The 25,635-nt window shown below is 32.8% G+C and carries 22 protein-coding genes and 2 tRNA genes; 8 read left to right on the forward strand and 16 right to left on the reverse strand.

Translation table 11 applies throughout. The features are described 5' to 3' along the window. Positions 1-23: 23 nt before the first annotated feature. The gene (locus ABDW27_RS08575) at positions 24-926 is read left to right on the forward strand and encodes a DUF6607 family protein (protein WP_343695523.1); all 903 of its coding nucleotides are present in this window, start codon (positions 24-26) and stop codon (positions 924-926) included. A 69-nt stretch (positions 927-995) separates the two neighbouring features. Here the strand turns inward: ABDW27_RS08575 and ABDW27_RS08580 are convergent, their stop codons facing one another. The 3 genes from ABDW27_RS08580 to argS form a co-directional block, all read right to left on the reverse strand. Then, positions 996-2,471 (reverse strand): RagB/SusD family nutrient uptake outer membrane protein, encoded by a 1,476-nt coding sequence (locus tag ABDW27_RS08580; RefSeq protein ID WP_343695524.1) that lies wholly within the window; start codon positions 2,469-2,471, stop codon positions 996-998. 4 nt (positions 2,472-2,475) lie between these two features. Beyond that, entirely contained in the window at positions 2,476-5,643 is a 3,168-nt protein-coding gene (locus ABDW27_RS08585) for a TonB-dependent receptor (protein ID WP_343695525.1), read from the reverse strand. Between the two features lie 481 nt (positions 5,644-6,124). Next, a complete protein-coding gene (gene argS / locus ABDW27_RS08590; RefSeq protein WP_343695526.1) occupies positions 6,125-7,903 on the reverse strand; it encodes an arginine--tRNA ligase in 1,779 nt (592 codons plus the stop codon). Between the two features lie 324 nt (positions 7,904-8,227). Between argS and ABDW27_RS08595 the strand changes: the two genes are divergently transcribed. Next, a complete protein-coding gene (locus ABDW27_RS08595) occupies positions 8,228-10,630 on the forward strand; it encodes a TonB-dependent receptor (protein ID WP_343695527.1) in 2,403 nt (800 codons plus the stop codon). A gap of 111 nt (positions 10,631-10,741) precedes the next feature. On the opposite strand, the gene ABDW27_RS08600 is transcribed toward ABDW27_RS08595, so the two are convergent. The 5 genes from ABDW27_RS08600 to ABDW27_RS08620 all read right to left on the reverse strand — a co-directional run bounded on the left by ABDW27_RS08600 (position 10,742) and on the right by ABDW27_RS08620 (position 15,138). Next, complete coding sequence (locus ABDW27_RS08600) at positions 10,742-11,413, reverse strand: copper homeostasis protein CutC (protein WP_343695528.1); 672 nt, start codon at positions 11,411-11,413, stop codon at positions 10,742-10,744. Positions 11,414-11,605: 192 nt separating this feature from the next. After that, positions 11,606-12,613, reverse strand: a complete 1,008-nt coding sequence (locus ABDW27_RS08605; protein ID WP_343695529.1) for a beta-ketoacyl-ACP synthase III — start codon at positions 12,611-12,613, stop codon at positions 11,606-11,608. Between the two features lie 251 nt (positions 12,614-12,864). Then, the gene (locus ABDW27_RS08610) at positions 12,865-13,815 is read right to left on the reverse strand and encodes an ABC transporter ATP-binding protein (protein WP_343695530.1); all 951 of its coding nucleotides are present in this window, start codon (positions 13,813-13,815) and stop codon (positions 12,865-12,867) included. A gap of 106 nt (positions 13,816-13,921) precedes the next feature. Beyond that, complete coding sequence (locus tag ABDW27_RS08615) at positions 13,922-14,617, reverse strand: OmpA family protein (protein WP_343695531.1); 696 nt, start codon at positions 14,615-14,617, stop codon at positions 13,922-13,924. Between the two features lie 17 nt (positions 14,618-14,634). Then, the gene (locus ABDW27_RS08620; RefSeq protein ID WP_343695532.1) at positions 14,635-15,138 is read right to left on the reverse strand and encodes a lipocalin family protein; all 504 of its coding nucleotides are present in this window, start codon (positions 15,136-15,138) and stop codon (positions 14,635-14,637) included. 201 nt (positions 15,139-15,339) lie between these two features. Here ABDW27_RS08620 and htpG point away from each other — a divergent pair, with 201 nt between their 5' ends. From htpG to ABDW27_RS08635, 3 genes are all read left to right on the forward strand, one after another. Beyond that, the gene (gene htpG, locus ABDW27_RS08625) at positions 15,340-17,223 is read left to right on the forward strand and encodes a molecular chaperone HtpG (RefSeq protein WP_343695533.1); all 1,884 of its coding nucleotides are present in this window, start codon (positions 15,340-15,342) and stop codon (positions 17,221-17,223) included. A gap of 184 nt (positions 17,224-17,407) precedes the next feature. Beyond that, on the forward strand, positions 17,408-18,226 hold the full coding sequence (locus ABDW27_RS08630) for a hypothetical protein (protein ID WP_343695534.1): 819 nt from the start codon (positions 17,408-17,410) through the stop codon (positions 18,224-18,226). Positions 18,227-18,361: 135 nt separating this feature from the next. Continuing rightward, positions 18,362-19,099 (forward strand): DUF4369 domain-containing protein, encoded by a 738-nt coding sequence (locus ABDW27_RS08635; protein ID WP_343695535.1) that lies wholly within the window; start codon positions 18,362-18,364, stop codon positions 19,097-19,099. Positions 19,100-19,154: 55 nt separating this feature from the next. Here ABDW27_RS08635 and ABDW27_RS08640 read toward each other — a convergent pair whose 3' ends face one another. Continuing rightward, complete coding sequence (locus ABDW27_RS08640; RefSeq protein WP_343695536.1) at positions 19,155-19,607, reverse strand: DUF5362 family protein; 453 nt, start codon at positions 19,605-19,607, stop codon at positions 19,155-19,157. A gap of 185 nt (positions 19,608-19,792) precedes the next feature. Between ABDW27_RS08640 and ABDW27_RS08645 the strand changes: the two genes are divergently transcribed. Continuing rightward, a complete protein-coding gene (locus ABDW27_RS08645; RefSeq protein ID WP_343695512.1) occupies positions 19,793-20,767 on the forward strand; it encodes an integrase core domain-containing protein in 975 nt (324 codons plus the stop codon). Between the two features lie 239 nt (positions 20,768-21,006). Here ABDW27_RS08645 and ABDW27_RS08650 read toward each other — a convergent pair. The 7 genes from ABDW27_RS08650 to idi form a co-directional block, all read right to left on the reverse strand. Continuing rightward, positions 21,007-21,080 (reverse strand) — tRNA-Thr (locus ABDW27_RS08650). 114 nt (positions 21,081-21,194) lie between these two features. Continuing rightward, positions 21,195-21,268 (reverse strand) — tRNA-Thr (locus tag ABDW27_RS08655). 76 nt (positions 21,269-21,344) lie between these two features. Further along, positions 21,345-21,611, reverse strand: a complete 267-nt coding sequence (locus ABDW27_RS08660) for a hypothetical protein (RefSeq protein WP_012022371.1) — start codon at positions 21,609-21,611, stop codon at positions 21,345-21,347. A gap of 57 nt (positions 21,612-21,668) precedes the next feature. Beyond that, a complete protein-coding gene (locus ABDW27_RS08665) occupies positions 21,669-22,640 on the reverse strand; it encodes a type I phosphomannose isomerase catalytic subunit (RefSeq protein ID WP_343695537.1) in 972 nt (323 codons plus the stop codon). Positions 22,641-22,703: 63 nt separating this feature from the next. Next, complete coding sequence (locus tag ABDW27_RS08670) at positions 22,704-23,162, reverse strand: peroxiredoxin (RefSeq protein ID WP_343695538.1); 459 nt, start codon at positions 23,160-23,162, stop codon at positions 22,704-22,706. 3 nt (positions 23,163-23,165) lie between these two features. Further along, positions 23,166-23,576: a 6-carboxytetrahydropterin synthase gene (locus tag ABDW27_RS08675; protein WP_343695539.1), complete on the reverse strand. Its 411-nt coding sequence runs from the start codon at positions 23,574-23,576 to the stop codon at positions 23,166-23,168. 22 nt (positions 23,577-23,598) lie between these two features. Next, a complete protein-coding gene (idi, locus tag ABDW27_RS08680) occupies positions 23,599-24,126 on the reverse strand; it encodes an isopentenyl-diphosphate Delta-isomerase (RefSeq protein ID WP_343695540.1) in 528 nt (175 codons plus the stop codon). A gap of 294 nt (positions 24,127-24,420) precedes the next feature. On the opposite strand from idi, the gene msrB reads away from it, so the two are divergent. After that, positions 24,421-24,975, forward strand: coding sequence for a peptide-methionine (R)-S-oxide reductase MsrB (gene msrB / locus ABDW27_RS08685; RefSeq protein WP_343695541.1), 555 nt, complete (start codon positions 24,421-24,423; stop codon positions 24,973-24,975). Between the two features lie 7 nt (positions 24,976-24,982). After that, positions 24,983-25,588 carry a peptide-methionine (S)-S-oxide reductase MsrA gene (gene msrA / locus ABDW27_RS08690; protein WP_343695542.1) on the forward strand — a complete coding sequence of 202 codons (606 nt, stop codon included), beginning with the start codon at positions 24,983-24,985 and terminating at the stop codon, positions 25,586-25,588. The last annotated feature ends 47 nt before the right edge of the window (positions 25,589-25,635 follow it).

A 25,635-nucleotide genomic window follows, 5' to 3' on the forward strand; every position in this document is an offset into this window, starting at 1 on the left:
AATTAAAACAAATCAATTAAGTTATGATTACAAAAAGCCTTTATTTTTCAGCCATTATGGCCTTAACTTGCAGTCTTGGTTTCAGTCAGGATAAAAAACAACAAGACATAAAATCTATTAAATCTATGTGCGGTTGCTACGAAGTGAAATTTAATTTCACAGAAACATTTTCGTATCCTAAAGATTCTCTTACTTATAAACCTTCAGAAACTAAACATGAATCTGCTTTAGAGTGGGTTGAGTTAGTAGAGGATACTCCTAACAAAATCTCAATGCAGCATTTACTAATTGTAAGTGATGATATGATTATCAAGCACTGGAGACAAGATTGGCTATTTGAAAACACTGACTTATATTCTTTTGATAAAGGCACATCTTGGAAATACAAAAAACTAGACAAAAAAGCGGTTAAAGGGCAATGGACCCAAAAAGTATATCAGGTAGATGATAGTCCAAGATATGAAGGTTCATCAACTTGGGTACACGTTGACGGGCAGGATTACTGGACAAACGTTGCTGATGCGCCACTTCCAAGAAGAGAGCAGACAAAACGTAACGATTATAATGTTTTAAAAAGAAGAAACATTCACGAAATCACTGCTACTGGATGGAATCATGAACAGGATAACGATAAACTTATTCGTGATGACGCCGGAAAAGATGTTTTATTAGCACAGGAAAAAGGATTTGATGTTTATACAAAAGTTCCTGATATCAAATGTGTTGCGGCTCAAAAATGGTGGAAAGAAAATAATGCTCTTTGGAAAAATGTTCGTGACAAATGGCAGACTCTTTTTGACAGACATAAAGACTTAAACTTAGAAGCTAAAGTTGATAGAAAAGCGCTTTATTCTCTTTTGTTTGATTTAAAACCAACTGCAACAAAAGCAGAATCTGATGCAATTATCGACAAATTTGTAAAATAAAAAATGTTCGTGTTAATTGTAAAAAAGCCGGTAATTCTAAAATTACCGGCTTTTTTTTATTTACTTTTATTATAGAGGATTCTGAACAATCAATGGATTAGCATTGATTTCTGCTCTAGGAATCAACCATTGCCATCTTTTATCAGATGGATCCACTACCATAACTCCATTTACGATACCTGAATCATGATTTGCCCCTGTTCTGTCAAGAGCAGAGCCAGTACGCTTTAAATCATAAAATCTGAAACCTTCTCCCCATAATTCTATTCTTCTTTGAAGTAAAATTTCATCTACTAAAGCCTGCCCAGAATTTGTAGACAAAGTATAATATGGGTTTCTAGTTTTTTCAAATTCGAAAAGAATATTGGCAGCATCCGCATTTCCTAGTCTTGCTTTTGCTTCTGCTTCTATCAGATACATTTCCGCCACACGCATATAAGGTACATCACATCGACTATCACCAGTACTTACTGCTAAAAATTTCTGACTTGTATAAGGAAATTTAGCAAAATTGGATGGTAACTCTAAAGCTGTATGTTTTCCTGTTTTATCAAAAAGCAAAGAACGTACATCAGTTTCAGGAATCATGTTATACAATTTACTATTTATGGCTTTTGGACAAGAACGAATTACTGTTGAACTAAAATTTCTTGACATATAAGCACCAAAATTTCCAAAACCATCACTTTGAACTTCATTGATATGGCTTCCCCACATCCATTCTTTATTATTATAATCATTAAAACCTAAAGTATAATCTGTTGAAGGCATTAAATTTTTTCCTGTTCTTGCTTTATTAGCATACTCAGCTGCTAAAGCCCAATTTCCTTGTGTCAAGGCTACTCTCGCTTTTAATCCTTGTCCTACTTTTAAGTCTAAATATGAATTATTTGGTTTTGCATAACCAACTAACAAAATATTAGCTTCATCCAAATCTTTATTAATTTGAGCATAAACTTCTTCTACAGTTGAACGAGGGAAATTATCACTTCCAACCGTCAAAATAATAGGTACACCTAACTGAGAATTTGTAATCCCGTTTTCGTATCTTTTTCCAAATAATTGTACTAACTGATAATGACAAAATGCTCTATAAAGTAAAGCTTGTCCTTTTACTATTTTTTTATCAGCATCAGAGCCAATAGCTGAATCTGCTGCATTGATTATCGTATTAGCATTTCTAATTATTCTGTAATACGTTCTAAATTGGAATCTTAAATCTTGAGAGTTTTCATTTGAAAAAGAAGACCAGTTGTAAACTTGTAGATACCAACCGTTTGTCACAGGAAACACAACATCATCTCCGGCAATATCAATTTGCTGCATTAAACTCCCTAATCCGTCTTCATTCTGATTAGACTCATACCTTACATATAAAGATCTATGAATACCATTTAAAAGCGTCATCAAGTTATCTGTTGTTTTAGTTGCTCCTTCATAATCAACAAATTCTGTTGGTTTTTTATCCAAAAAATCATCTGAACAAGATCCTAGAACAAACACTGCAATAACGGCAGTTATTAATTTAATATAATTTGATTTCATAATGTTAAAAATTTAAATTCACCCCTAGTGATATTACTCTCGATGGTATATATCTATTCTGAGTAGTTCCATCAAAAGTTTGGGTAGGGTCCATACCTTGACGTTTCGTAAACAATAATAAATTTTCACCATTTATGTAAATCGAAGCGTTGTCTATCTCAAATTTTGATATAAATTCAGAAGGAACTTTATACGATAAATTGATTTGCCTCAATGACAAATAATCAGAACCTTTCAGCCATCTGTCCGAAGCTGCGGCAGCCGGAGTATTTCTATTTATGTCTAATCTTGGTACATCAGTAATATCTCCTGGTTTTTGCCATCTTCTCAGAGCATCAGTGCTTAACGCTGAACCATAATTATTACCTGTATGCATTAATGCAGCATAATTAGTATCATACATTTGACCTCCTATTTGGTAAGAACACACAACATTTAATTGAAGTCCTTTATATTTAAAAGTATTTCCGAAACTTCCAAATAAATCAGGTATTGCTGAACCAGCATAATGATACAAAGCTTTATTTTGGTCGGTTGTTACATTTACACCATTTACAACTCTTATACTACTATCAGTTCCATTTACAAATTTCGGATCAGCCACAAATAATGCATATCCATCAGCAGGGTCTACGCCATACCAGTCTCTTAACCAATAATCATAGATAGAATGACCAACTGCAAGCTTTTTACTACCATCTATAATTTCTCCCTGAGGCAGTTTTGTAATTTTATTATTGATTGTCGATGCGTTAATATTTAAATTCCAAGAAAAATCTTTTGTTTTAACAATTACACCATCTAAGCCAACTTCAAGTCCTTTGTTAACCATTGAACCAATATTTTCTACTCTATAATCTAAACCTGAAGATAAAGGGTTGGGAACTGAAAAGATTAGTCCGTCTGTATTTCTATTATAATATTCGACACTACCTTTTAATCTGTTTTTAAACAAACCAAATTCTAATGCAAGATCTTTTTGAGTGTTAACTTCCCATTTTAAATCTGGTGCCGCAGCTGCATAAATCAAAATACCGCCTTCATTGCCATTATCATAACCTAAACTATATGTTGGCTGGCTTACATAATAATTCAAACCATTTATTTTTGTACCAGCATCATTAGTATCGCTTATTGTATGTGAGTCATTCCCAACTTGTCCTATTGATGCTCTTAATTTTAAATCATCAATCCAAGGATAATTTTTAAAGAAATTTTCTTTTGAAATTACCCAAGCTCCTCCCAAAGACCAGAAATTACCCCAACGTGTATTTTTAGCAAATTTTGAAGATCCGTCTCTTCTTAACGAAGCTGAAAAAATATATTTCTCTAAGTAATCGTAACCAACCCTTGAAAAATAAGATTCTGTAGCATAATTTCTAGTGTAAGAAGTCAAACCTGTAGTAGTTGCATAATTTACGTATTCAATGATATCTGGAGCTACCTGACCAGTTTTACTGCTACTAGTCCAGTTTTTTTCATAGTCAAAACTTTCATGACCTAATAATGCAGTAAAAGAATGTTCTCCTATTTTTTTTGAATAATTTAATAACTGGTTATATGTTACACCTGTCAAAATCTTATCATCTTTACCCATTAATCCTGTTGGTGCTCCATCGCCTATTTCAGTATTATAAGAATAAGTTCTGTTCGTGTATGTCTTGTCGATAGAAGCATTTGTAGTAAATTTTAAATCCTTAGTAAAAGAGATTTCAAAAAAAGTTCTTGCTGAAAGAGCCAGACCTTTTACAACATCTGTATCATTTAATGTCTCATACACAACATTACGTCCATTAGAAGCACCTGTTCCACGAACTGTAGAATACACTCGGTCACCATTAACACCAAGCACATAATCACCGTTTGAATCATGATCAAAAACAGGATATATGGGTCCCATTGTTCTGATGGTTCTAAACGGGTTTTTAAACGAACTTGTATTTTCTACACCATCAGTGCCTAATTTCGAATTAGTTAAAGTTCCTGAAATATTGACACCAGTTTTAAACCATTCTTTTAAACTTGTATTTAAATTTAATCTTGCTGTCGTTCTTTGAAAACCAGAATTTCGAATATATCCTTCCTCATCTAAATGCCCTATGGAAGCAAAATAGTTTGATTTTTCAGATTTTCCCTGATAAGAAAAATCCACATTTTTTCTAACCCCGGCTCTTTCTAATTGTTTAGCCCAATCAAGATCTTGCGGGTACAATAATTTCGCATCAGGATTTAATTTTCCATCTGTACCAACTATACTTTCATTTGGAACATTAAATGGATTTGTCACCAATACAACAGGAACTCTGGCTGATGCATAGGTATTAGCTGCATCTATTTGGGCCTGATTCGCCATAGGACGACTATTACGAATTGCTTCCCATTCTAAAGGATAATAATCGTATGCATTTACTCTTGCATAATCTTTAATAGAACGTGAAGTCATACCTGTACTTAAGTTTAATGCAAACTTATCTTTTTGTGACTTACCTGATTTTGTTGTGATTATAATGACACCATTTGCAGCTTTTGAACCATAAAGAGAGGTTGAAGAAGCATCTTTTAAAACACTTAAACTCTCAATATCACTTGAATTTAAATTGCTTATATCCCCTGCATATGGAACACCATCTACAATATATAATGGCGTATTTGAACCATTAATTGAACTAAAACCACGAATTCTAACTTCCGGAGCCGCTCCAGGCTGACCTGCAGAACTTTGAATCTGAACTCCAGATGTTGAACCTTCTAGAACTGAAAGTGCATTCGTTAAAGGTCTATTTTCAAGCTGTTCTGATTTAATTTGTGAAGCCGATCCTACATAAGAAGTTTTTTTTGCTTTTCCATATGCAACCACTACAACTTCTTCTAATTCCTTTCCAACTTCTTCTAATTTTACATTTATTGTAGTTGAAGTGCCAACTGCTATAATATTGTCTTTCATACCCATATATGAAAAGATCAAAACATCCCCTGTTTTAGCCTTAATCTTATATTTACCATCTAAATCTGATACAACTCCATTATTTGTCCCTTTTACCACAACATTTGCACCAGGAATTGGTCCGTTTCCATCCGATACGATTCCCGAGATTGTTCTTTCTTGTGCAAAAAACAATTGCGTCGTAAGAACAAAAACAAGAATCATTAGCCCTTTAATTTTTCTTTTCATTATAGTTTATTTGAATTAAGGGGCGCAACTTATAAAATTAAATTAATTTTAACAAGAAATTATTTCTTTTTAACTTAAATAAATATAATCTATTTCTTATAATTTTAAAATTTACAAATAAAAAAAACCGTCTAACAATTTTAGACGGTTTATTATCCTATTATTATCTTATACTAAAAGGGGTACTAATTCAAAATAGTTAAAAATGAATATAGGAAAATATCTTTAGACATTATTTTTCAACAGCATAAAACCAAAAATAACAACCTACAAATCAATATAATAATGATTTTTTAATGTATTAATCAAAGAATTCCTTAATTATAAAGTACAAAATTAACATGAAAAATCCTTACTTCATAGACATTAACAATATTTAACGTAAAATGTGTCTTATTATGATATTTTTCACCTTTTAGGGGATAAAAAATGAAGCCGATAGTAAAATACTATCGGCTTCATTTGTTACTATACTATTTTCTTACATTCTCTCCGGAACTTCAATTCCTAATAATGTAAAAGCAGATTTTATAACTTCGGCAACTTTCTGCGAAAGCTGTACTCTGAAAATCTTTTTTGTCAAATCAACTTCACCTAAAATATGTACAGATTGATAAAATGAATTATATTCTTTTACCAGATCATAAGTATAATTTGCAATTAATGCCGGACTATGATTTTGTGCCGCATTTTGAATTACTTCTGGAAAAAGTTCGATTTGTTTTACCAATTCTTTTTCTTTTTCGTGAAGTTCTTCAATATTTGTTTTTGCAGAAAAATCAAAATCGGCTTTACGGATTATTGACTGAATTCTGGCGTAAGTATATTGAATAAACGGACCTGTATTTCCTGCAAAATCTACAGATTCTTCAGGATTAAACAAGATTCGTTTTTTAGGATCTACTTTTAGAATATAATATTTCAATGCTCCAAGACCAATTGTTTTGTACAATTTCGCTTTTTCATCAGCAGAATAACTGTCTAATTTTCCTAAATCTTCTGAAATTTGCTGAGCAGTATCTGTCATATCCTGCATCAAATCATCAGCATCTACAACAGTTCCTTCACGGCTTTTCATTTTTCCAGATGGTAAATCAACCATACCATACGATAAATGATATAGACTTGAAGCCCAGTCAAAACCTAGCTTTTTCAGAATTAAAAATAATACTTTGAAGTGATAATCTTGTTCATTACCAACTGTGTAAACCATTCCGCCAACATCTGGCATATCTTTTACACGCTGGATTGCTGTTCCAATATCCTGCGTCATGTAGACTGCAGTCCCGTCAGAACGTAAAACAATTTTACGGTCTAGTCCTTCATCAGTTAAATCAATCCAAACTGAACCGTCTGGATCTTTTTCAAAAACTCCTTTATCAAGACCAACCTGAACAACATCTTTTCCTAATAAATAAGTGTTGCTTTCGTAGTAATATTTATCAAAATTAACTCCAAGATTGGTGTAAGTAGTTGCAAAACCATCATAAACCCATTGGTTCATTTTTTTCCAAAGAGCAATAACTTCTTCATCTCCAGCTTCCCATTTTTTAAGCATATCTTGTGCTTCTATAATAATCGGCGCTTGCTTTTTTGCTTCTTCTTCGGTTTTTCCTGCTTCGACTAATTGGTTAATTTCTGTTTTGTAGGCTTTATCAAACTCAACATAATATTTACCAACTAATTTATCGCCTTTTAAATTTGAACTTTGTGGTGTTTCTCCGTTTCCAAATTTTTCCCAAGCCAGCATTGATTTACAAATATGGATTCCACGATCGTTTATGATCTGCGTTTTGTAAACTTTTTTACCAGAAGCTTTTAAAATCTCTGCAACCGAATATCCTAACAAGTTGTTACGAACGTGGCCTAAATGTAAAGGTTTATTAGTATTTGGCGAAGAATATTCAACCATAATTGCTTTATCAGCAGGGTCTGGCGTTACATATCCAAATGTTTGGTTGTTTTTTATTTCATTAAAGAAATTCAGATAGTAGCTGTCTGAAATTACAATATTCAAAAAACCTGAAACTACATTGAAACGAGCAACTTCAGAAACATTTTCAACCAGATAGTTTCCAATTTTATTTCCTAATTCGGCAGGATTACTTTTAATTACTTTCAACAAAGGAAAAATTACCATCGTAATATCGCCTTCAAACTCTTTTCTGGTAGTCTGAAACTCAATTTTATCGACAGAAACATCAAATAATGCCTGTATTGCTTTTTGTATAGAAGGTGTTAGAATTTGTGATAATGACATGTAAACTTATTTTTAAAGTGAGCAAAGATACTGCTTATTCATCAATTAGAGAAAATGAAAAAGATATAAAATCATATAATCGTGTTAGAATTTCTTAAAATTTAAATTGTTTTGAATGTTAAAATTATCAAAAAATCAAAACGCTAACCTGCTCCAAAACAGAACTTCCCGAAAAAAGAAAAAGTTTTTTATGTTTTTCTTGTAACATATCGGCAGCAAAATAGTCTTAATAGTGACTTTAAATTTTATTTGAAGCGAAAAAATCAAAACAAAATAAAAAAACAACCTCATCATCAATCAAATCAAAATAATCATTATCAAGCTATGAAATTAAAATTCTTTCTGTTTGCATTACTGGGGGTAATTGCAACAGCACAAGCCCAGAATACCGGAACGGTCACGGGAAAAATCATTGAAAAATCAAACAACGCGCCTATTTCTTACGCTACTGTTTCTCTAAAAGAAAATGGAAAAGTAGTTTCGGGCGTAAATACAGATGATAACGGAGATTTCTCATTTAAAAATTTAGCTTTAAAAAACTATACAATCGAAATTCAATATATCGGTTTTAGAAAATATATTGGTTCTGTTCTTTTAAATGAAAATAAAAAGTCTGCAACGGTAAATGTTTCTCTTGAAGAAGAAGCAACTCAGCTTAAAGGCGTAAACATTGTTGCTGAACGTTCGACAATTGAACAAAAAATTGATAGAAAAGTAGTTACAGTTGGAAAAGACTTAACAACTGCCGGAGCTTCTGCATCTGACATTATGAATAATATTCCTTCTGTGAATGTTGATCAGGATGGAAAACTTTCGCTTCGCGGAAATGATAATGTTCGTGTATTAATTGACGGACGTCCATCTAACATTGATCCTGCGCAGTTATTGAAACAAATTCCATCAACTTCTATCAAAAAAATTGAGTTGATTACAAATCCGAGTGCAAAATACAATCCGGAAGGAATGTCTGGAATTATCAATATTATTTTGCATAAAAATGCCAACACTGGTTTTAACGGAAGTTACAGCGGTGGTATTACTTTTGGTGAAACGGCAAAATACAATCAGTCTTTAGATTTAAATTACAAAACCGGAAAAGTAAATTTCTTCGGGAATGCCGGAAATAACTTTGGAACTTATTTTAACGATGGTCATATCCAAAGATTAGATCAGAACGTATCTCAGAAATTAGAAATTTCGAATGATAACGATAATTATTTGTATAAAGTGGGTATGGATTATTTAATCAATGATCACAATACTTTATCTTTCTACACAAATCAAAATAAATCCACTGGTACTGGTATTGTAAATACTGATATTGATTACAATAACGGTGATCCTGAGATTAAAAACATTTATCAAAAATCAAGATATCAAGGACCAAACGAAACTGGAACTTATAATTTAGCATACAAACACATCTTTAAAAAAGAAGGACATACTTTAGATTTTGAAGGAAATTATAGCAAAACTACTGAATCTCAGAATGCAAATTTTGATACTCAGACCACAACTCCTGCTAATGCAGTAAATAGTGTTGTTTACAACGATTATATTCATGAAAACAGAAAACTAGGAACTTTAAACGTTGACTATGTTAATCCGTTGAATGATAAAACGACACTTGAAGCAGGTGCAGAAGCTAGAATAACAAGAACTGAAAATATTTACAATACAACCAATGCTGCATTTAAATCTTCTGTTTATACTTACGATACAGATATTTATTCTGCATATGTAACTTTTGGTCAGAAATACAAAAAATTCAGCTATCAATTAGGAGCTCGTTTTGAGAGTTATAATGTAAAGTCATTTTTAACTCCTGATGAGAAAAATTTTGATGATGACTACATTACATTATATCCTTCTGCTTATTTAACGTATAATTTAAATGAGAAAAACGTTTTACAATTAAGTTACAGCCGTCGTGTAGACCGTCCGAGTTTAGAGCAGACAAAACCTATTCGTGAGTTTTCTACTCCATTAGTAACTTCATACGGAAATCAGGAATTAAGACCTCAGTTTACAAATTCTGTTGAAGTAAATTATACTAAAACTCTTGAAAAAGGAAGCATTACCGCTGGAGTATTTGTAAGAGCGATTAATGATCAAATCAGCAGAACTTTAAGACCTGATCCAGACGATCCTTCTGAAAAACAAATCTTAGGTTTTACAAATTTTGATCACAATACTGCTTATGGTTTTGATGTTTCGCTAAACTATAAACTTACAAAATGGTGGGATATTCAGCCGGCAATCGATTTTTCAAGTATTAAACAACAAGGTGTTGTTTTTCAACTAGATCCAGACACCAACCTAAGTTCTCCTAAGGAACGTCATGTAACAACTTCAGCATTTAATGCTCGTATGAACTCAAACTTTAAACCAACAAAACGTTTAAGCTTTTTATTATTTGGTTTTTACAGAGGTCCTGTTGATGAAATTCAGCAAAGAAGAAACGAAATGTACAAAATTGACGTTGGTTCACGCTATACTTTGTTAGACAATAAAATGAATATCAGCCTACGTTTTAATGATGTTTTCAACACAATGAAATTCTCATTTGATGGTATTTATCCTTATCCTCAAACTGGTCAGTTTACTTGGGAAAGCCAGACAGTTTATTTAGGTTTAACATATAACTTTGGTGGTGCTAAAATCAAAAAATTAGAGCGTAAACAAAGAGAAGACAACACTAATCAAGGTGGCGGCGGAATGTTCTAATCGCCGCTTTCTTAGAAGATATTTTAATAATTTTTGAATAATTTTCTTGTAGAAAGAAAAAGCCTGGAGTATGCCAACTCCAGGCTTTTTTATTTAGGATAAATTATATTTCTATAAAAAATTTCGAAGCTCTTTTATTTCTTCCGGATTAGCAATTTCTGAATCATCTGTAATTGCCGATGAATGATAAAAAGTCAGATCTAAATGTTCTTGCAATAACTTAATATTTGAAGATCTTAGTCCGCCTCCAGGCATTATTTCAACCCTGTTTTTAGCAAGTTCCTGTATACGTTTTAAAGCTAAAACTCCTTCGGCAACATTTACACATTGTCCTGAAGTTAAGATTGTTTCAAAACCACAATCAATAACATCTTCCAAAGATTTCTCAACATCTTTTACAACATCAAAAGCCCGATGAAAAGTACAGGATAAAGGATGTGCCAAATGAACCAGTTCTTTATTTTGTTTTTTATTGACTTTACCGTTTTCTTTTAAAATTCCAAAAACAAACCCATCAACTCCCAATTTTTTATATTGTTTGATGTCTTGTTTCATTTCTATAAGTTCTTCATCAGAATAAACAAAATCTCCGCCCCTAGGTCGTATTATGACATGCATTTTTATGTTAAGGTTCTCACGAACTTTTACTACCAAAATAGAATTTGGCGTTGTTCCGCCAAGTTTCATGTTTTCGCATAATTCAATTCTATCTGCACCATTTTCCTGAGCAATCATGGCCGATTCGTAATTAAAGCATGCTATTTCTAGTTGATTTTTTTTCATTTTGATTATAATACTAATTTCCTGTTGTTAGTCATTGCGAGGAACGAAGCAATCTCATTTGATTATCCTTATAATTAGAAAACGCAATTTTGCTTGTGAGATTGCTTCGTTCCTCGCAATGACATTACTAAAGTATAAAAAAACCTGCTCCGAAAAGAAGCAGGTTTGAAATATAATGTAAGATGAATTAATTTACCATTTGATTATTGCACTTGCCCAGGTAAATCCGCTTCCAAAGGCAGCCAAAACTACAGTATCTCCAGATTTGATTTTTCCTTCTTCCCAAGCCTCAGTTAAAGCGATCGGAATAGAAGCTGCAGTTGTGTTTCCGTATTTTTGGATATTATTATGGACCTGATCGTCTGTCAGCTTAAATTTATTTTGAATGAATTGTGAAATTCTCAAGTTTGCCTGATGCGGAATCAGCATATCAATATCCGAAACCTGAAGCCCATTTGCTTCTAACCCTTCATTGATTACTTCTGCAAAACGAACAACAGCATTTTTAAATACAAATTGCCCGTTCATATACGGGTAATAACTTTCATCATTCGGGTCATTATCCGCAATAATATCGGTTACCCAGCGCGCTCCCATTCCTGGTGCCTGCAATGCCAATTCTTCCGCATGCTGTCCTTCAGAATGTAAATGAGTAGACAAGATTCCTTTTGTCAAATCTTCTTCACGGCTTAAAACCGCAGCTCCTGCTCCATCTCCAAAAATTACCGAAACTCCGCGTCCGCGAGTTGTCATATCCAATCCTGTTGAATGAACCTCAGAACCAATAACCAAAATATTTTTATACATTCCGGTTTTAATATATTGATCGGCAACTGAAATAGCATAAACGAAACCAGAACATTGATTTCTTACATCTAAAGCTCCTACTGTTTTTAATCCTAAATCGCGCTGTACTAAAACTCCAGGTCCTGGAAAATAATAATCAGGGCTTAATGTAGCAAAAACCACAAAATCGATATCTTCTTTGGCTACACCAGAACGTTCAATTGCAATTTTAGCTGCTTTTACTCCCATCGAAGTTGTTGTATCTTCACCACGAATGATATGTCTTCTTTCCTGAATCCCTGTTCTTTCCTGAATCCACTCATCATTGGTATCCATAATCTTAGACAAATCATCGTTTGTCACAACATTTGAAGGAACGTAATATCCTAAGCCTGCTATTTTTGAATGATACATATAGTATTGTTATTTGTTAAAAATTTAGAATGCAAATTTACGTATACTTTAAAACATAAGAGTACAAATTACTATTTTTTTCGTTATTAGCAATTTAATATACTTTAATTCTCAGACTGTTTAAAAAGAATTACTTTTCGAAAAAACAGTTTTTAGAGTAAATCATTGTAAAAAATGAAAAATAAGAATTATAACAAGAGATCTTTTTCAAAAAACAAAACCCGACAATTTAAAGGTTGTCGGGTTTTGTTTTATAAGTAATTCAGTCCAAGAAATATTTCCTGTTCGAGTGGTAAATCAATTTCACTTTCAAAAAATATTAACTGCCTCTTAAAAACGGTTTCAACTAAATAATGTCCGCCTCTAAAATACGTTCTTCTAATTTTTACCGGAAGTTTCGATTCGGCAACCATTTTAAACTGATGCGGATAAACTAGCGTTTTATGCGTTTCATCTTCATACGGAATTAATAAATGTGTCGGAACTTCATTTACTTCTCCAAATAAAGAAGCCACATATTTAGTCTGCGGGTCTTCGTATATTTTTGCCGGATCACCTTTTATAATAATTTCTCCATGTCGCATTACAATCGTTTCATCTGCAAAAGACAAAGCATCTGTGCTATCATGGGTAGCAATTATACAGGTAATTCCTTTTTGTTTTAAATATTTGAATAAATTTCTGCGTAAAGCATTTTTACGAAAAGCATCGATTTGGCTAAAAGGTTCGTCCAGCAAAATCACCTCGGGTTCTAAAGCCAAAACCCTTACCAATGCCACTCTTTGTTGCTGGCCTCCACTCAAAAATTTAGCTTTTACATTTGAAAACTGATCCATTTCTACCATTTCAAGCAATTCCTGAACGCGGAGTTTTTTCATGTTGGCAAAACCATTAGAAAGAAACTTACCTACGTTTTCTGCTACGGTTTCGTATGGAGACAGGTCAAAATCCTGAGCCAGATATTTCATATACGGCATTCCCGGAATCAAATTGTACTTTGGCCCCAGAATAGGTTTTTCGTTATAAAATATTTTGCCCTCGTCTAAATCGAAGAGACCGTACATAAGCTTTAAAAGTGTACTTTTCCCGCAGCCGCTCTCGCCAATAATGGCAATATTTTCACCTTTATTGATTGTGAAAGAAACATTATTGATAACTGGCTTATCAGTATACGAAAAAGAAATATTTTGAATATCAAGCATGAGTTATGTTTAGAGAGGTCAAATTTACAATGTTTAATTTCTAAAGTCAAAAAAAAGCTGCCTCAATTAAGAAACAGCTTTTTTTAAATTTTATTTTGTCTGAAAATTATTTTCCAGCTTCTGCTTTTGCATCGTTAACCATTTTGTCATTTGCTGTAATAGAAAATTCAACACGACGGTTTTGAGCTCTTCCTTCCGGAGTATCATTTGTTGCGATAGGATCTACAATACCTAAACCTGAAGTTTTAAAACGGCTTGATTTTAATCCTTTAGAAACTAAATAAGCTTGTACAGAAGCTGCTCTTTGTCCAGAAAGTGTCAGGTTATATTCTGGTTTCCCTGTATTATCTGTATAACCAAAAATTTGAATATCAGTATCTCCGTACTCATTAAATACAGGAACTAATTTATCTAAATTTGCTTTTGCCTGAGAAGTTAAAGTTGATTTGTTAGTATCAAAACGAACTGCATTCTCATTTAAAGTCAGGTGAATTCCTTCTCCAACTCTTTCTACAGAAGCACCCGGTAAAGCCTGATCGATTTCACGAGCTTGTTTATCCATTTTGTTACCAATCAAAGCACCTGTTCCACCACCAACGGCAGCACCAATTGCAGCTCCTAAAGCAGCATTTCCTCCTTTACCTAAATTATTTCCTAAAATACCACCGATGATACCTCCGGCAACTACTCCAATTCCGGCACCTTTTTGAGTGTTATTAGCATTTTTTACTGAATCGCAGCTTGCAAATAAACTAACTAATACAAGTAAACTACTTAAACCTAAAACTGTTATCTTTTTCATTTTTATCCTTTTTAATATTAATTAGTTCTTTGAAATTGGTAAGTAACATCTTTTACCTGTCCTCCAACATTGATATTGTCAATTAACTGAAAAGAACTTTCAGTTACACCGCCAACTTTAAGTAAATAACCATCTCTTACTTTTTTAGCTTTTTCACCTGCATCAAGAATTTTAAGCACAAACATCCCCTGATTGTTAATACTCCATACAATTGGTGAAGAAAATGAAGTACAGCTTGGCGATGTTAAAGCCATTGTACCTTTATTATTGTTTGAGATAAAACTCCATGTACTTCCGATGAAACATTTTGAATCTGCAAGATCAAATGAATTTACTTTGATATAATCTGAACCCGGATAAGTTACGTTAGTTAGTACCCAATTTCCTTTTAAAGCTACTTGGGTTTTTCTGTCAAGTTTAGTTGAAAGTGTTGTTGCTTCAGAAGATGAAGCTGTTGATGAAGCTGATTTACATGCAAAAAACATAGTGGAAACCAGACAAATGAAAATTATCTTCTTCATTTTGCTTATTTTTTTAAGTTAATACCTACAAGTTTAACAATTATTATACCACAAATATACGATTCGTAGAAATAAGTTTGGTTGTAAAATCTAATTATTTTCTTTCAAAATTAACATTTGCGACATTTTGTCACCTAAAAAAGAATGGTATTTTATTTGAAAGAATGAAAACCATCAAGTTAAATCAAAAAATAAAAAAATATGACAACAGGTAAAATTAATGTTTCGGTAGAAAACATCTTTCCCTTAATCAAAAAGTTCTTATACAGTGATCACGAAATCTTTTTACGTGAGCTGGTTTCAAACGGAACTGATGCTACATTAAAGTTAAAACACTTAATCAGCATTGGCGAAGCAAAAGTTGAATATGGAAACCCAATTATCGAAGTAAAAGTTGATAAAGAAGGTAAAAAAATCCATATTATCGATCAGGGTTTAGGTATGACGGCTGATGAAGTTGAAAAATACATTAATCAGGTTGCTTTTTCAGGAGCTGAAGAATTCTTAGACAAATACAAAGATTCTGCTAAGGATGCTGGAATTATCGGGCATTTTGGTCTTGGTTTCTATTCTGCTTTTATGGTTGCAGAAAAAGTTGAAATCATCACAAAATCATACAAAGACGAACCAGCTGCACACTGGACTTGCGACGGAAGCCCTGAATTTACTTTAGAGCCAGCTGACAAAACTTCACGTGGTACTGAAATTATTCTTCACGTTGCCGAAGATTCTTTAGAATTTTTAGAAGATTCTAAAATCAGCGGATTGTTGAATAAGTATAACAAGTTTATGCCTATTCCAATTAAATTCGGGACAAGAACAGAAACACTTCCAAAACCAGAAGATGCTCCTGAAGATTATGTTAATGAAACTATCGAGCTTGATAACATCATCAACAATCCAAATCCGGCATGGACAAAACAGCCTTCTGAATTATCTGATGAAGATTACAAAAACTTCTACAGAGAATTGTATCCAATGCAGTTTGAAGAGCCATTGTTCAACATTCACTTAAATGTAGATTATCCGTTTAACTTAACTGGTATTTTATATTTCCCAAAATTGGGTACAGATATGCAAATACAAAAAGATAAAATTCAATTGTACCAAAACCAGGTTTACGTTACAGATAACGTAGAAGGAATTGTACCAGAATTTTTGACGATGTTAAAAGGAGTTATCGATTCACCGGATATTCCGTTAAATGTTTCTCGTTCTGGTTTACAGGCTGATGGAGCGGTTAAGAAAATTTCAAACTACATTACTCGTAAAGTTGCTGATAAATTAAAAGCTTTATTTAACGAAAACCGTGCTGATTTTGAAGCTAAATGGAACGATATTAAAATCGTTTTAGAATACGGAATGCTTTCTGAAGATAAATTCTACGAAAAAGCCGGAGCATTTGTATTGTATCCAACTGTAGATGACACTTATTTTACTTTAGAAGAATTAAAAGAGAAATTAAAAGAAAACCAAACCGATAAAGACGGAAAATTAGTAATTCTTTATGCTGGAAATAAAGATGCACAGCACTCTTATATTGAATCAGCAAAAGACAAAGGTTACGAAGTATTGCTTTTAGATTCTCCGATTATTTCGCATTTAATCCAGAAAATTGAAAACGATAACAGAGATATAACTTTCGTTCGTGTAGATTCTGATCATATTGACAATTTAATCAAGAAAGAAGAAAACGCTATTTCCAGATTATCTGATGATGAAAAAGCTGCATTAAAAACTTCTTTAGAAGCATATATTCCAAAAGCATATAGCGTTCAATTAGAAGCTATGGATTCTCAGGCAGCACCGTTTATTATTACGCAGCCAGAATTTATGCGCAGAATGAAAGAAATGAGCCAGACTGGCGGCGGCGGAATGTTCGGAATGGGTAATATGCCGGAAATGTACAATCTGGTTGTAAATACAAATTCTGATCTGGCTTCAAGTATTTTAAATACTGAAGACAAAACGCATCAGGAACATTTAGTAAAACAAGCTTTAGATTTAGCTAAATTATCTCAAAACCTTTTAAAAGGTGAAGCATTAACAGCTTTCGTAAAAAGAAGTTTTGAAATGATTAAATAAAAATCTTTCATAAGAATATTTCAAAATCCTGCAGATTACTCTGCAGGATTTTTTTTTGATTTATATTGATTTATAAATAGTTAAAATTCGAAATCTAAAAAGCAGAATTTTCAGGATTATTTTTGCGAATTATTTTTTTTACTACATTTGAGTGCCTTTAATCTAATCTTAAACAAAAAAAAGTATGAAAAAAACTGCTATTTTACTTTCTGTTATGTGTGCTTCGGCATTTATTTATGTTTCGTGCTCAAGCGATGAAATAGTAAATCAAGCCGATACGACAACCGTAGGTGCTTCGGTTGTAATTGATGCTGTAAACGAAATGGATATTAAAACCGGATTAACTGTTACAAACTCAAATCCTGCTGCAAAACCATCTGAAACTTCACCTGGCGTTTGTGCCAATATTACGGTCGAAACTCCAAACGGAACTGCTTATCCAAAAGTTTTTACTGTAGATTACGGTACAGGATGCGCTGTTAACCAAATTACAAGAAAAGGAAAATTAAAAATTACACTTACTGGTCCGGTAATTACAACTGGAAGCAAAATGACCATCGAAAGAATCGATTATTATATCAACAGCCTTAAACTTGAAGGCACTATTGAATACACAAATACAACAACAGTTGCAACTGTACCGCAATGGACAAGAAAAGTAACCAACGGAAAATTTACAGATTTACTTGGCCGAGTTTTTACAAATTCAGGAACAATTACAGTAAAACAAACTGCCGGAGTTGACACGCCTTATGTTTTAGAAGATAATGTTTATGAAATGCCGGAAGGAAATCACACAGTAACTTCTGAAAAAGGAGGAACTTTGACACTTACTGTACAAGAAACTTTGGTTAAAAAATATTCTTGTGAATATATCTCTAAAGGAAAATTAAAAATTCAGGGAGGTTATTTAAACGGTGTTGTAGATTACGGAAACAACGACTGTGATACTAAATATACTTACACTCACGAAAATGGAGCAACATACACTTTAGCTATGTAATTGATTCATTTTTAAAAAAATATATCAATCCCAATTTAGAAATAGATTGGGATTTTTATTTTTTTGAAAAATTAAACAGCGACATATTTACATTCAAACTATTTTCTTTATTTTGCACCAAAATCCAATAAACTAATGAAAAAATCAATTATTGCCTTTGTTACACTTGCAGTACTTGCATCGTGCAGCAAAAAAGAATCTGCTCCAGATAACTTACACCTTACAGGAAATATAAAAGGTTTAAAAACCGGTACTTTATATATTCAAAGAATTGTTGATACTTCGCTTGTAGCAATCGACAGTATCAAAATTGACGGAAATGCTGCTTTTGAAAGAGATATTAAACTTGAATCTCCTGAAATGCTTTATTTATTTCTGGATCGTGGTGTAACAAATTCTTTAGACAATAATATTTTATTTTTTGCTGAACCCGGAAATATCAATATTGAAACTAATTTAGATAATTTTATTTCAAGCGCTAAAATCACCGGATCTAAAAATCAGGAGTTATATGAAGAATACAAAAAAATAAACTCTCGTTTTATCGACGAAAACCTGTCAATGGTTGAAGCAAGATTTAAAGCCATTAAAAGACAAGATCAAAAAGCAATCGACAGCATCGACGCAAAACAGCAGTCAAATATCAAAAGAAAATATTTATACGCTACAAACTTCGCCATAAATAATAAAGATCACGAAGTAGCCCCTTATATTGCTTTAGCAGAGATTTATGACATCAACATCAAATTCCTGGATACGATTCAGAAATCAATGACTCCAAAAGTAGCTCAGTCTCTTTATGGAAAAAAGCTTACCAAATATGTAGCTGACATTAAAAAAGAAGAACAAAAAGCTCCAGCAGCTGCAGAATAAAAACAAAAAAACGTCCTGAAAATTCAGGACGTTTTTTTTATCTTAAAACTTATTTCTATCTTCCGAAAAGAACTCCTAAAGCTCCAAAAACTATAGCAAGTCCATAAAATGCAAGCATTATAATCATCAAAATTCCGATGAATTTATAATGTGATTTTAAATAACTAAATGATGAAGTTAATGCTTCTGAATCATTTTCTCTAAATGCTTTTTTTCCGTTTGAAGCGAACTTAAATAAATAATAAACCGGGAAGAAATAAAGCCCCGCTAGTAATAAGTAAATAAAGCTAAAAATTGCCCCAACAGAGCCTCCTCCAAATCCAGGCATCGCACTTCCCATTGTAGAGAAAATTGCTCCGGCAAAAATTGCTATAAGCACTAAAAAAGCAATTCCAACAAAACCAATGATTGCAATAAAATAAGCCCATTTTACGGTTTCCTTTAAAAAGTCTTTTGCAGTTGAATCGAGATGCAGCTCAAATTTTTCAAATACTGAAGTTTCTTCCATTTTTTATGTTTTTGGTTAAGAAACAAACATAAGAAAATTAAAATTACATACAAATTGAAAATTTTAAATTGCAATTCTAAACTACAAATCCCAAGCTGAAAAATCTAAAACTCAAAACAATTTGTCATTTCTGTAAAGGTTAGATATTTCGGTAACAAAATTTACCTTTAATAAATTTTGTTGCGATGAGAAATAACAGTCAGGATTCAACATTAGAGAGAAACTATTTAGAGAAGTATCGTTTTTTAATAAAAGAATATGAGCAAGTAAAAAACAAGACTCATCCGTTGCATAAAAAGGCGATGGATTTTTACAAGGCAAATGACACCTGCAGAAAAAGCTTCTTAAAGTATTATAACCGTTATAAGCAGAGCGGTAAGTCTTTGGATCTGCTTCCTCAGAAGCGTGGTCCAAAATACAAGACAAGACGTCCTCTGCCATTTATAGAACGAAAAGTAATTGAATTAAGGGAAAAAGGAAACAACAAATATGAAATTGTTAGTATCTTAAAGCCAAAATTAGGAAAAAACACACCTTCATATTCAGGAGTTTATAATATTTTAAAGCGTAATAAAATAAACAGGTTAACTCCGAAGATTAAAAAGAATCATCAAAAAATAATCAAGGAAAGAATGGGACAGCTTGGTCATATTGATTGTCATCACTTAAGCAAAAGCATCATAAAAGGAGAAAATCGAAAATTGTACTTAGTATGTATAATTGACGACTACAGCCGGATTGCCTGGGCAGAATTAATCCCAGACATCACTAGTTTAACGGTTATGTTTGCGTCATTAAAATGCTTAAACATCTTAAGCGATCATTATGAGATAAAATTTGAAGAGATTTTATCTGACAATGGACCTGAATTTGGAATCAAAACCAGCCAGCAGAAATATAACCATCCTTTTGAGAGAATGCTTATGGAATTGGGAATTGTTCACAGACATACAAAACCTTATAGACCACAGACAAACGGGAAGGTCGAACGCTTCTGGCGAACTCTTGAAGATGATCTGCTCAGAGAAACTGATTTTGATTCTTTGGAAGAACTAAAAGAAGAATTATTGCAATATTTATATTACTATAATCACGAAAGGCCACATCAGGGAATTGATGGAAAAAAGCCAATCGAAATGATAAATCCGTTACCGAAATAAGTGACTTTTACAATTTCGACTGAAAGGAGAAATCACACCAGCAGCTCGACAAAGATTGGCGATTTTCGTTATGGAGTTTCTTATGTGATTTCTCCTTTCAGTTGAAATAACAATACAGGACGTTTATTCCAAAATACAGCAATACATTTTTTTCGAAACGTGAAACCTGAAACTTGGAATTTGGAATTTGGAATTTTTAAGGCATAAAAAAACCACCACATTTCTGTGATGGTTTTTTGAGCCGATAGAGGGACTCGAACCCACGACCTGCTGATTACAAATCAGCTGCTCTAGCCAGCTGAGCTACATCGGCGTTATTTTTTATTTCGGGTGCAAAGATAAAATTGTTTTTTAATATTCCAAAAATAATTTCACACATCTCTCTATTATTAAAAAAACCATCACATTTCTGTGATGGTTTCCGTTGAGCCGATAGAGGGACTCGAACCCACGACCTGCTGATTACAAATCAGCTGCTCTAGCCAGCTGAGCTACATCGGCCTCATTACGGGTGCAAATATAAAGCGGTTTTTCAATTTCCCAAAATAAATTTGCACTTTTTTACACTTTTTTTTGCTTAAAGTGCGTTGATTTTTTCAATCAATTGATTAGCAGTTTGTTCTAATTCAACATTGATTTGTTTGAAATGTGCTTTTTTATTTTCAACGTTTTTTGCGTTCACTTTTGTAATCAAAGTATCAAATGCAGCGATAGCTTCATCGATTAAAGCATTCGTTTCTGGAGTAGGATTTCCTGTTGTAGACATCTCAAACAAGTAAACTGCCTCAATAATATCTCCTAATACAAAATTGATGTCTTTCTTTAAATTTTTAACGTTTGCCATTTTTATTATAATTTTAATTTGCGTCTGCAAAAGTACGCATAATCTTTAGATTAAGTGTTAAGAAATGTAAATTTCTAAAATTGAAGCTTTTCCGCTCAAAATAAATGCATTTATCGCAGCAGGAACTAAAACAGTATCTCCTTTAATGTAAGTATGTTTAAACCCTTCATATTCGATTTCGAAGCTTCCTTCAATACACATATAAACTGTAAATGTTTCTCCGTTTTTAGAAACCTCAACCTTATCTTCTAAAGGAAGGAAATTTGTTGTGAAATAAGGACAATCTACAACTACGTTTGAAGTATTTGTTTTTGAATCGTATTTCTTTTGTGTATCAACTTTATTGTAGTTTATAGCGTCTAGTGCTAAATCTACGTGCAATTCTCTTTTATTTCCCTGCGCATCCACACGATCAAAATCGTATAAACGATAGGTAATATCAGATGTTTGCTGAATTTCGGCAACAACCAATCCGGCGCCAATTGCGTGAACTGTTCCGGTTTCTAAAAAGAAAACATCTCCGGCTTTTGCCTTAACATCATCTAAAATAGAAACTAAACTATTATCGTGTAAATGTTTTAAATATTCTTCTTTACTTGAATTTTCTTTAAACCCTACGATAATTCTTGAATCAGTATCAGCCTGCATTACGTACCACATTTCAGTTTTCCCGAATGAATTGTGACGTTCTTTTGCTAATTTATCGTTTGGATGAACTTGTATCGAAAGATCTTCTCTGGCATCAAGATATTTAAAAAGTAACGGAAATTGCTTTCCAAAACGTTCGTAAACTCTTGTGCCCAAAATTTCATTTGGTGTTTCATTAATTAAATCCATTAATGATTTCCCTTTCAAATCTCCGTTGGCAACTGTACTTACATCACCTTCAACTGTAGATAATTCCCAGCTTTCTCCGGTAATTTTAGAAGTGATAGGTTTGTTTAATAATGTTTTTAGTTTTTCTCCACCCCAAATTCTTTCTTTCAGGATTGGTTCAAATTGAAGCGGATATAATTTTTCTGGTTTCATAATTTCTAAATTTCGGCTAATATCTATATTAATTAAACAATGATGTAATACTATTTTCTAAATCTATAATACTAATTCTTTTATTATTTCGAGTGCTTTCGGAATGTGTTTGGCTGCATTCATACTATCAAAAATATAAATAACCACTCCGTTTCTGTCAATAACATACGTTACTCTTCCCGGTAAAAGCCCGAAAAGGTTATTTTTCACACCAAAAAGATGTCTTAATCTTTTATCCTGATCAGAAAGTAAAATAAAAGGCAGATTGTGTTTGTTTGCAAATTTATGATGTGATTTTACACTATCAGCACTAATACCAATTACTTCGGCTCCTAAATCTTTAAAATCTTCATATTGGTCTCTAAAACTACAGGCTTCTGTTGTGCAGCCCGGAGTATTATCTTTTGGATAAAAATAAATCACCAATGGTTTTCGGCCTAAAACGCTCTGGCTTTCAAAAACTTCTCCGTGATTATCTTTCGCAGTAAAATTCGGAACTATATCTCCTATTTTTAATGACATTTATTATTCTCCTTTATAAGTTACAAAATTGCGTTCTGTTTCATAAAGCACGACTTCAAGATCAAAATCGGGCTGAATTCTTTTTCTAATTTTATTCCATATCACAACAGCAATATTTTCTGCAGTTGGATTCAAATCCTGAAATTCCGGAACATCCAGATTCAGGTTTTTGTGATCAAACGGAATTTCTACTTCTTCAAGTATAATATCCGCTAATACTTTCACATCTAAAACAAAACCAGTTTCCGGGTCAATTTTTCCTGTAACACTTACTGTTAAACCATAATTATGACCATGAAAATTAGGATTGTTGCATTTTCCAAAAACGGCATTGTTCTTTTCTAATGACCAATCCTTCCTATGTAATCGATGTGCAGCATTAAAATGTGCTTTTCTTGATATGGTTACTCTCATTTAGGTCTTTGGTTAGTTTGGGTTATAATTTATGGTCTTCGAGATAATGATCAAATTCATCAAAAATTATCTTAAACCAAACGGTATAAATTTCGGGCTGTTTTTCAATATCTGCTTTAACATCTTCAATACTCATCCATTTCCAGTCTTCTACTTCATCAGGATTTATAATTGGTTCTTCATTATAGTAACCAATCATAACATGATCGAGTTCATGTTCTGTTAAACCATTATCAAAAGGTGCTTTATAAATAAAATGAAACAACTCTTTCAATTCGGCCTTAAAGCCCATTTCTTCAAACAGTCTTCGGCTTCCTGCTTCGATATTGGTTTCGCCTTCACGCTGATGACTACAGCAGGTGTTTGTCCAGAGTAAAGGAGAATGGTATTTATGATGAGCACGCTGCTGCAGCATGATTTCGTTTTTATTATTCAAAATAAAAACCGAAAAAGCACGGTGCAATAGGGCTTTTTCATGTGCTTCTAATTTTGGCATTAAGCCAATCTGCTCATCGTTTTGATTAACTAATATTACGTTTTCTTCTGTCATAAGGCTTCTTGAGCAAACAAAAATACGAAAAAAGAAATGGCTTAAAAACGCTGCTATAAGTTTGTCAAAAGCTTACTCTAAACGTATTTTCCTATTTAATTGATTTGCAACACAATAATTCAAACCAAAATTAAAAGCTGTTAAAATTAAGACATAAAAACTACACTGCATTGTTTTACGTAACTAATAAAAAGTTAAAACATACTTAAATAAATCTCAATTGTAAGCCAGCCGACATTTCTGAGCAAAATCTCACCGTATCTTTGATCTATACATTAAAGCATTCAAAAACATATGAAATCTAAAAACTTAATTTTCAGCCTTTGCTTTCTGGTTCCACTATTTATTTTACAAGCTTGTGGACAAAACACAAAAAAACAACCTGCAAAAATGGTTCCTATGGAAAATAAAATCAGTAAACCCGGAAATCCTTATTATTCAAACACCGACACTACCAAATTAAACGTAAGCAATGCCGAATGGAAAAAAGTTCTTCCTGAGGATGTTTATGCTGTAATGCGTGAGGCAGATACAGAAAGACCTTTTACCGGAAAATACTGGAACACAGACGAAAAAGGAACGTATTACTGCGCTTCTTGTGGTAACCTGCTTTTCAGATCGACTGCCAAATTTTCGAGCAGCTGCGGCTGGCCAAGTTTCTTTGAGCAGGAAAACAAAAAAAGCATTGTTTTTAAAGAAGATAATTCACTTGGAATGGAAAGAACCGAAACACTTTGCGGGCGCTGCGGTGGACATTTAGGTCATATTTTTGATGATGGTCCTGAACCAACCGGAAAACGCTACTGCATGAATTCGATTGCTCTTGATTTTATTCCTGATAATAAATAATATAAAAATGAAAAATATACTTTTAATCTGTCTTTTTGCTTTATCAGCAAGCGGATTTTCTCAAAACAAAAAACCAAATTTAGAAACTATAACTCTTGGCGGCGGCTGTTATTGGTGTGTTGAAGCCGTATATGAAAATCTTGACGGAGTAAAATCTGTGGTTTCAGGATTTTCAGGAGGAAAAACGGTAGATCCTTCTTATGAAGATGTCTGTACCGGAACAACCGGACATGCCGAAGTGGTTCAGATTACATACGACAAAAACGTAACTGACATTAACGAAATCTTTAAAGTATTTTTTACCGTTCACGATCCAACAACTTTAAACCGTCAGGGCGCTGATGTTGGAACACAGTATCGTTCTGTAATTTTTTACAAAAATGCCGAACAGAAAAAAGCTGCAGAAAGCATTATTGCAGAATTAAATAAAGCTAAAGTTTACAACAATCCGATTGTAACGAAAGTTGAGCCTTTTAGAGTTTTTTATAAAGCTGAAGATTATCATCAGAATTATTATGCAAACAACAAAAACCAGCCGTATTGCAAAATGGTAATTCAGCCGAAATTAGAAAAATTCGAAAAAGTCTTTAAAGACAAACTCAAAAAGAAATAAGAAATAAAAAAGGGAAATGAGCTAATTCATTTCCCTTTTTGTTTGCC

The organism is Flavobacterium sp., assembly GCF_039595935.1.
Lineage (GTDB): Bacteria > Bacteroidota > Bacteroidia > Flavobacteriales > Flavobacteriaceae > Flavobacterium.

Excerpts from the sequence above, each read along its gene's own strand:
- msrB (WP_343695541.1), top strand. The coding sequence starts at position 24,421 with ATGAAATCTAAAAACTTAATTTTCAGCCTTTGCTTTCTGGTTCCACTA.
- ABDW27_RS08580 (WP_343695524.1), bottom strand. The coding sequence starts at position 2,471 with ATGAAATCAAATTATATTAAATTAATAACTGCCGTTATTGCAGTGTTT.
- ABDW27_RS08600 (WP_343695528.1), bottom strand. The coding sequence starts at position 11,413 with ATGAAAAAAAATCAACTAGAAATAGCATGCTTTAATTACGAATCGGCC.
- ABDW27_RS08595 (WP_343695527.1), top strand. The coding sequence starts at position 8,228 with ATGAAATTAAAATTCTTTCTGTTTGCATTACTGGGGGTAATTGCAACA.
- ABDW27_RS08645 (WP_343695512.1), top strand. The coding sequence starts at position 19,793 with ATGAGAAATAACAGTCAGGATTCAACATTAGAGAGAAACTATTTAGAG.
- ABDW27_RS08620 (WP_343695532.1), bottom strand. The coding sequence starts at position 15,138 with ATGAAGAAGATAATTTTCATTTGTCTGGTTTCCACTATGTTTTTTGCA.
- htpG (WP_343695533.1), top strand. The coding sequence starts at position 15,340 with ATGACAACAGGTAAAATTAATGTTTCGGTAGAAAACATCTTTCCCTTA.
- ABDW27_RS08670 (WP_343695538.1), bottom strand. The coding sequence starts at position 23,162 with ATGTCATTAAAAATAGGAGATATAGTTCCGAATTTTACTGCGAAAGAT.
- ABDW27_RS08610 (WP_343695530.1), bottom strand. The coding sequence starts at position 13,815 with ATGCTTGATATTCAAAATATTTCTTTTTCGTATACTGATAAGCCAGTT.
- idi (WP_343695540.1), bottom strand. The coding sequence starts at position 24,126 with ATGACAGAAGAAAACGTAATATTAGTTAATCAAAACGATGAGCAGATT.
- ABDW27_RS08640 (WP_343695536.1), bottom strand. The coding sequence starts at position 19,607 with ATGGAAGAAACTTCAGTATTTGAAAAATTTGAGCTGCATCTCGATTCA.
- ABDW27_RS08585 (WP_343695525.1), bottom strand. The coding sequence starts at position 5,643 with ATGAAAAGAAAAATTAAAGGGCTAATGATTCTTGTTTTTGTTCTTACG.
- ABDW27_RS08575 (WP_343695523.1), top strand. The coding sequence starts at position 24 with ATGATTACAAAAAGCCTTTATTTTTCAGCCATTATGGCCTTAACTTGC.
- argS (WP_343695526.1), bottom strand. The coding sequence starts at position 7,903 with ATGTCATTATCACAAATTCTAACACCTTCTATACAAAAAGCAATACAG.
- ABDW27_RS08615 (WP_343695531.1), bottom strand. The coding sequence starts at position 14,617 with ATGAAAAAGATAACAGTTTTAGGTTTAAGTAGTTTACTTGTATTAGTT.
- ABDW27_RS08605 (WP_343695529.1), bottom strand. The coding sequence starts at position 12,613 with ATGTATCATTCAAAAATAGCAGGCTTAGGATATTACGTTCCTTCAAAT.
- ABDW27_RS08675 (WP_343695539.1), bottom strand. The coding sequence starts at position 23,576 with ATGAGAGTAACCATATCAAGAAAAGCACATTTTAATGCTGCACATCGA.
- ABDW27_RS08660 (WP_012022371.1), bottom strand. The coding sequence starts at position 21,611 with ATGGCAAACGTTAAAAATTTAAAGAAAGACATCAATTTTGTATTAGGA.
- msrA (WP_343695542.1), top strand. The coding sequence starts at position 24,983 with ATGAAAAATATACTTTTAATCTGTCTTTTTGCTTTATCAGCAAGCGGA.
- ABDW27_RS08665 (WP_343695537.1), bottom strand. The coding sequence starts at position 22,640 with ATGAAACCAGAAAAATTATATCCGCTTCAATTTGAACCAATCCTGAAA.
- ABDW27_RS08630 (WP_343695534.1), top strand. The coding sequence starts at position 17,408 with ATGAAAAAAACTGCTATTTTACTTTCTGTTATGTGTGCTTCGGCATTT.
- ABDW27_RS08635 (WP_343695535.1), top strand. The coding sequence starts at position 18,362 with ATGAAAAAATCAATTATTGCCTTTGTTACACTTGCAGTACTTGCATCG.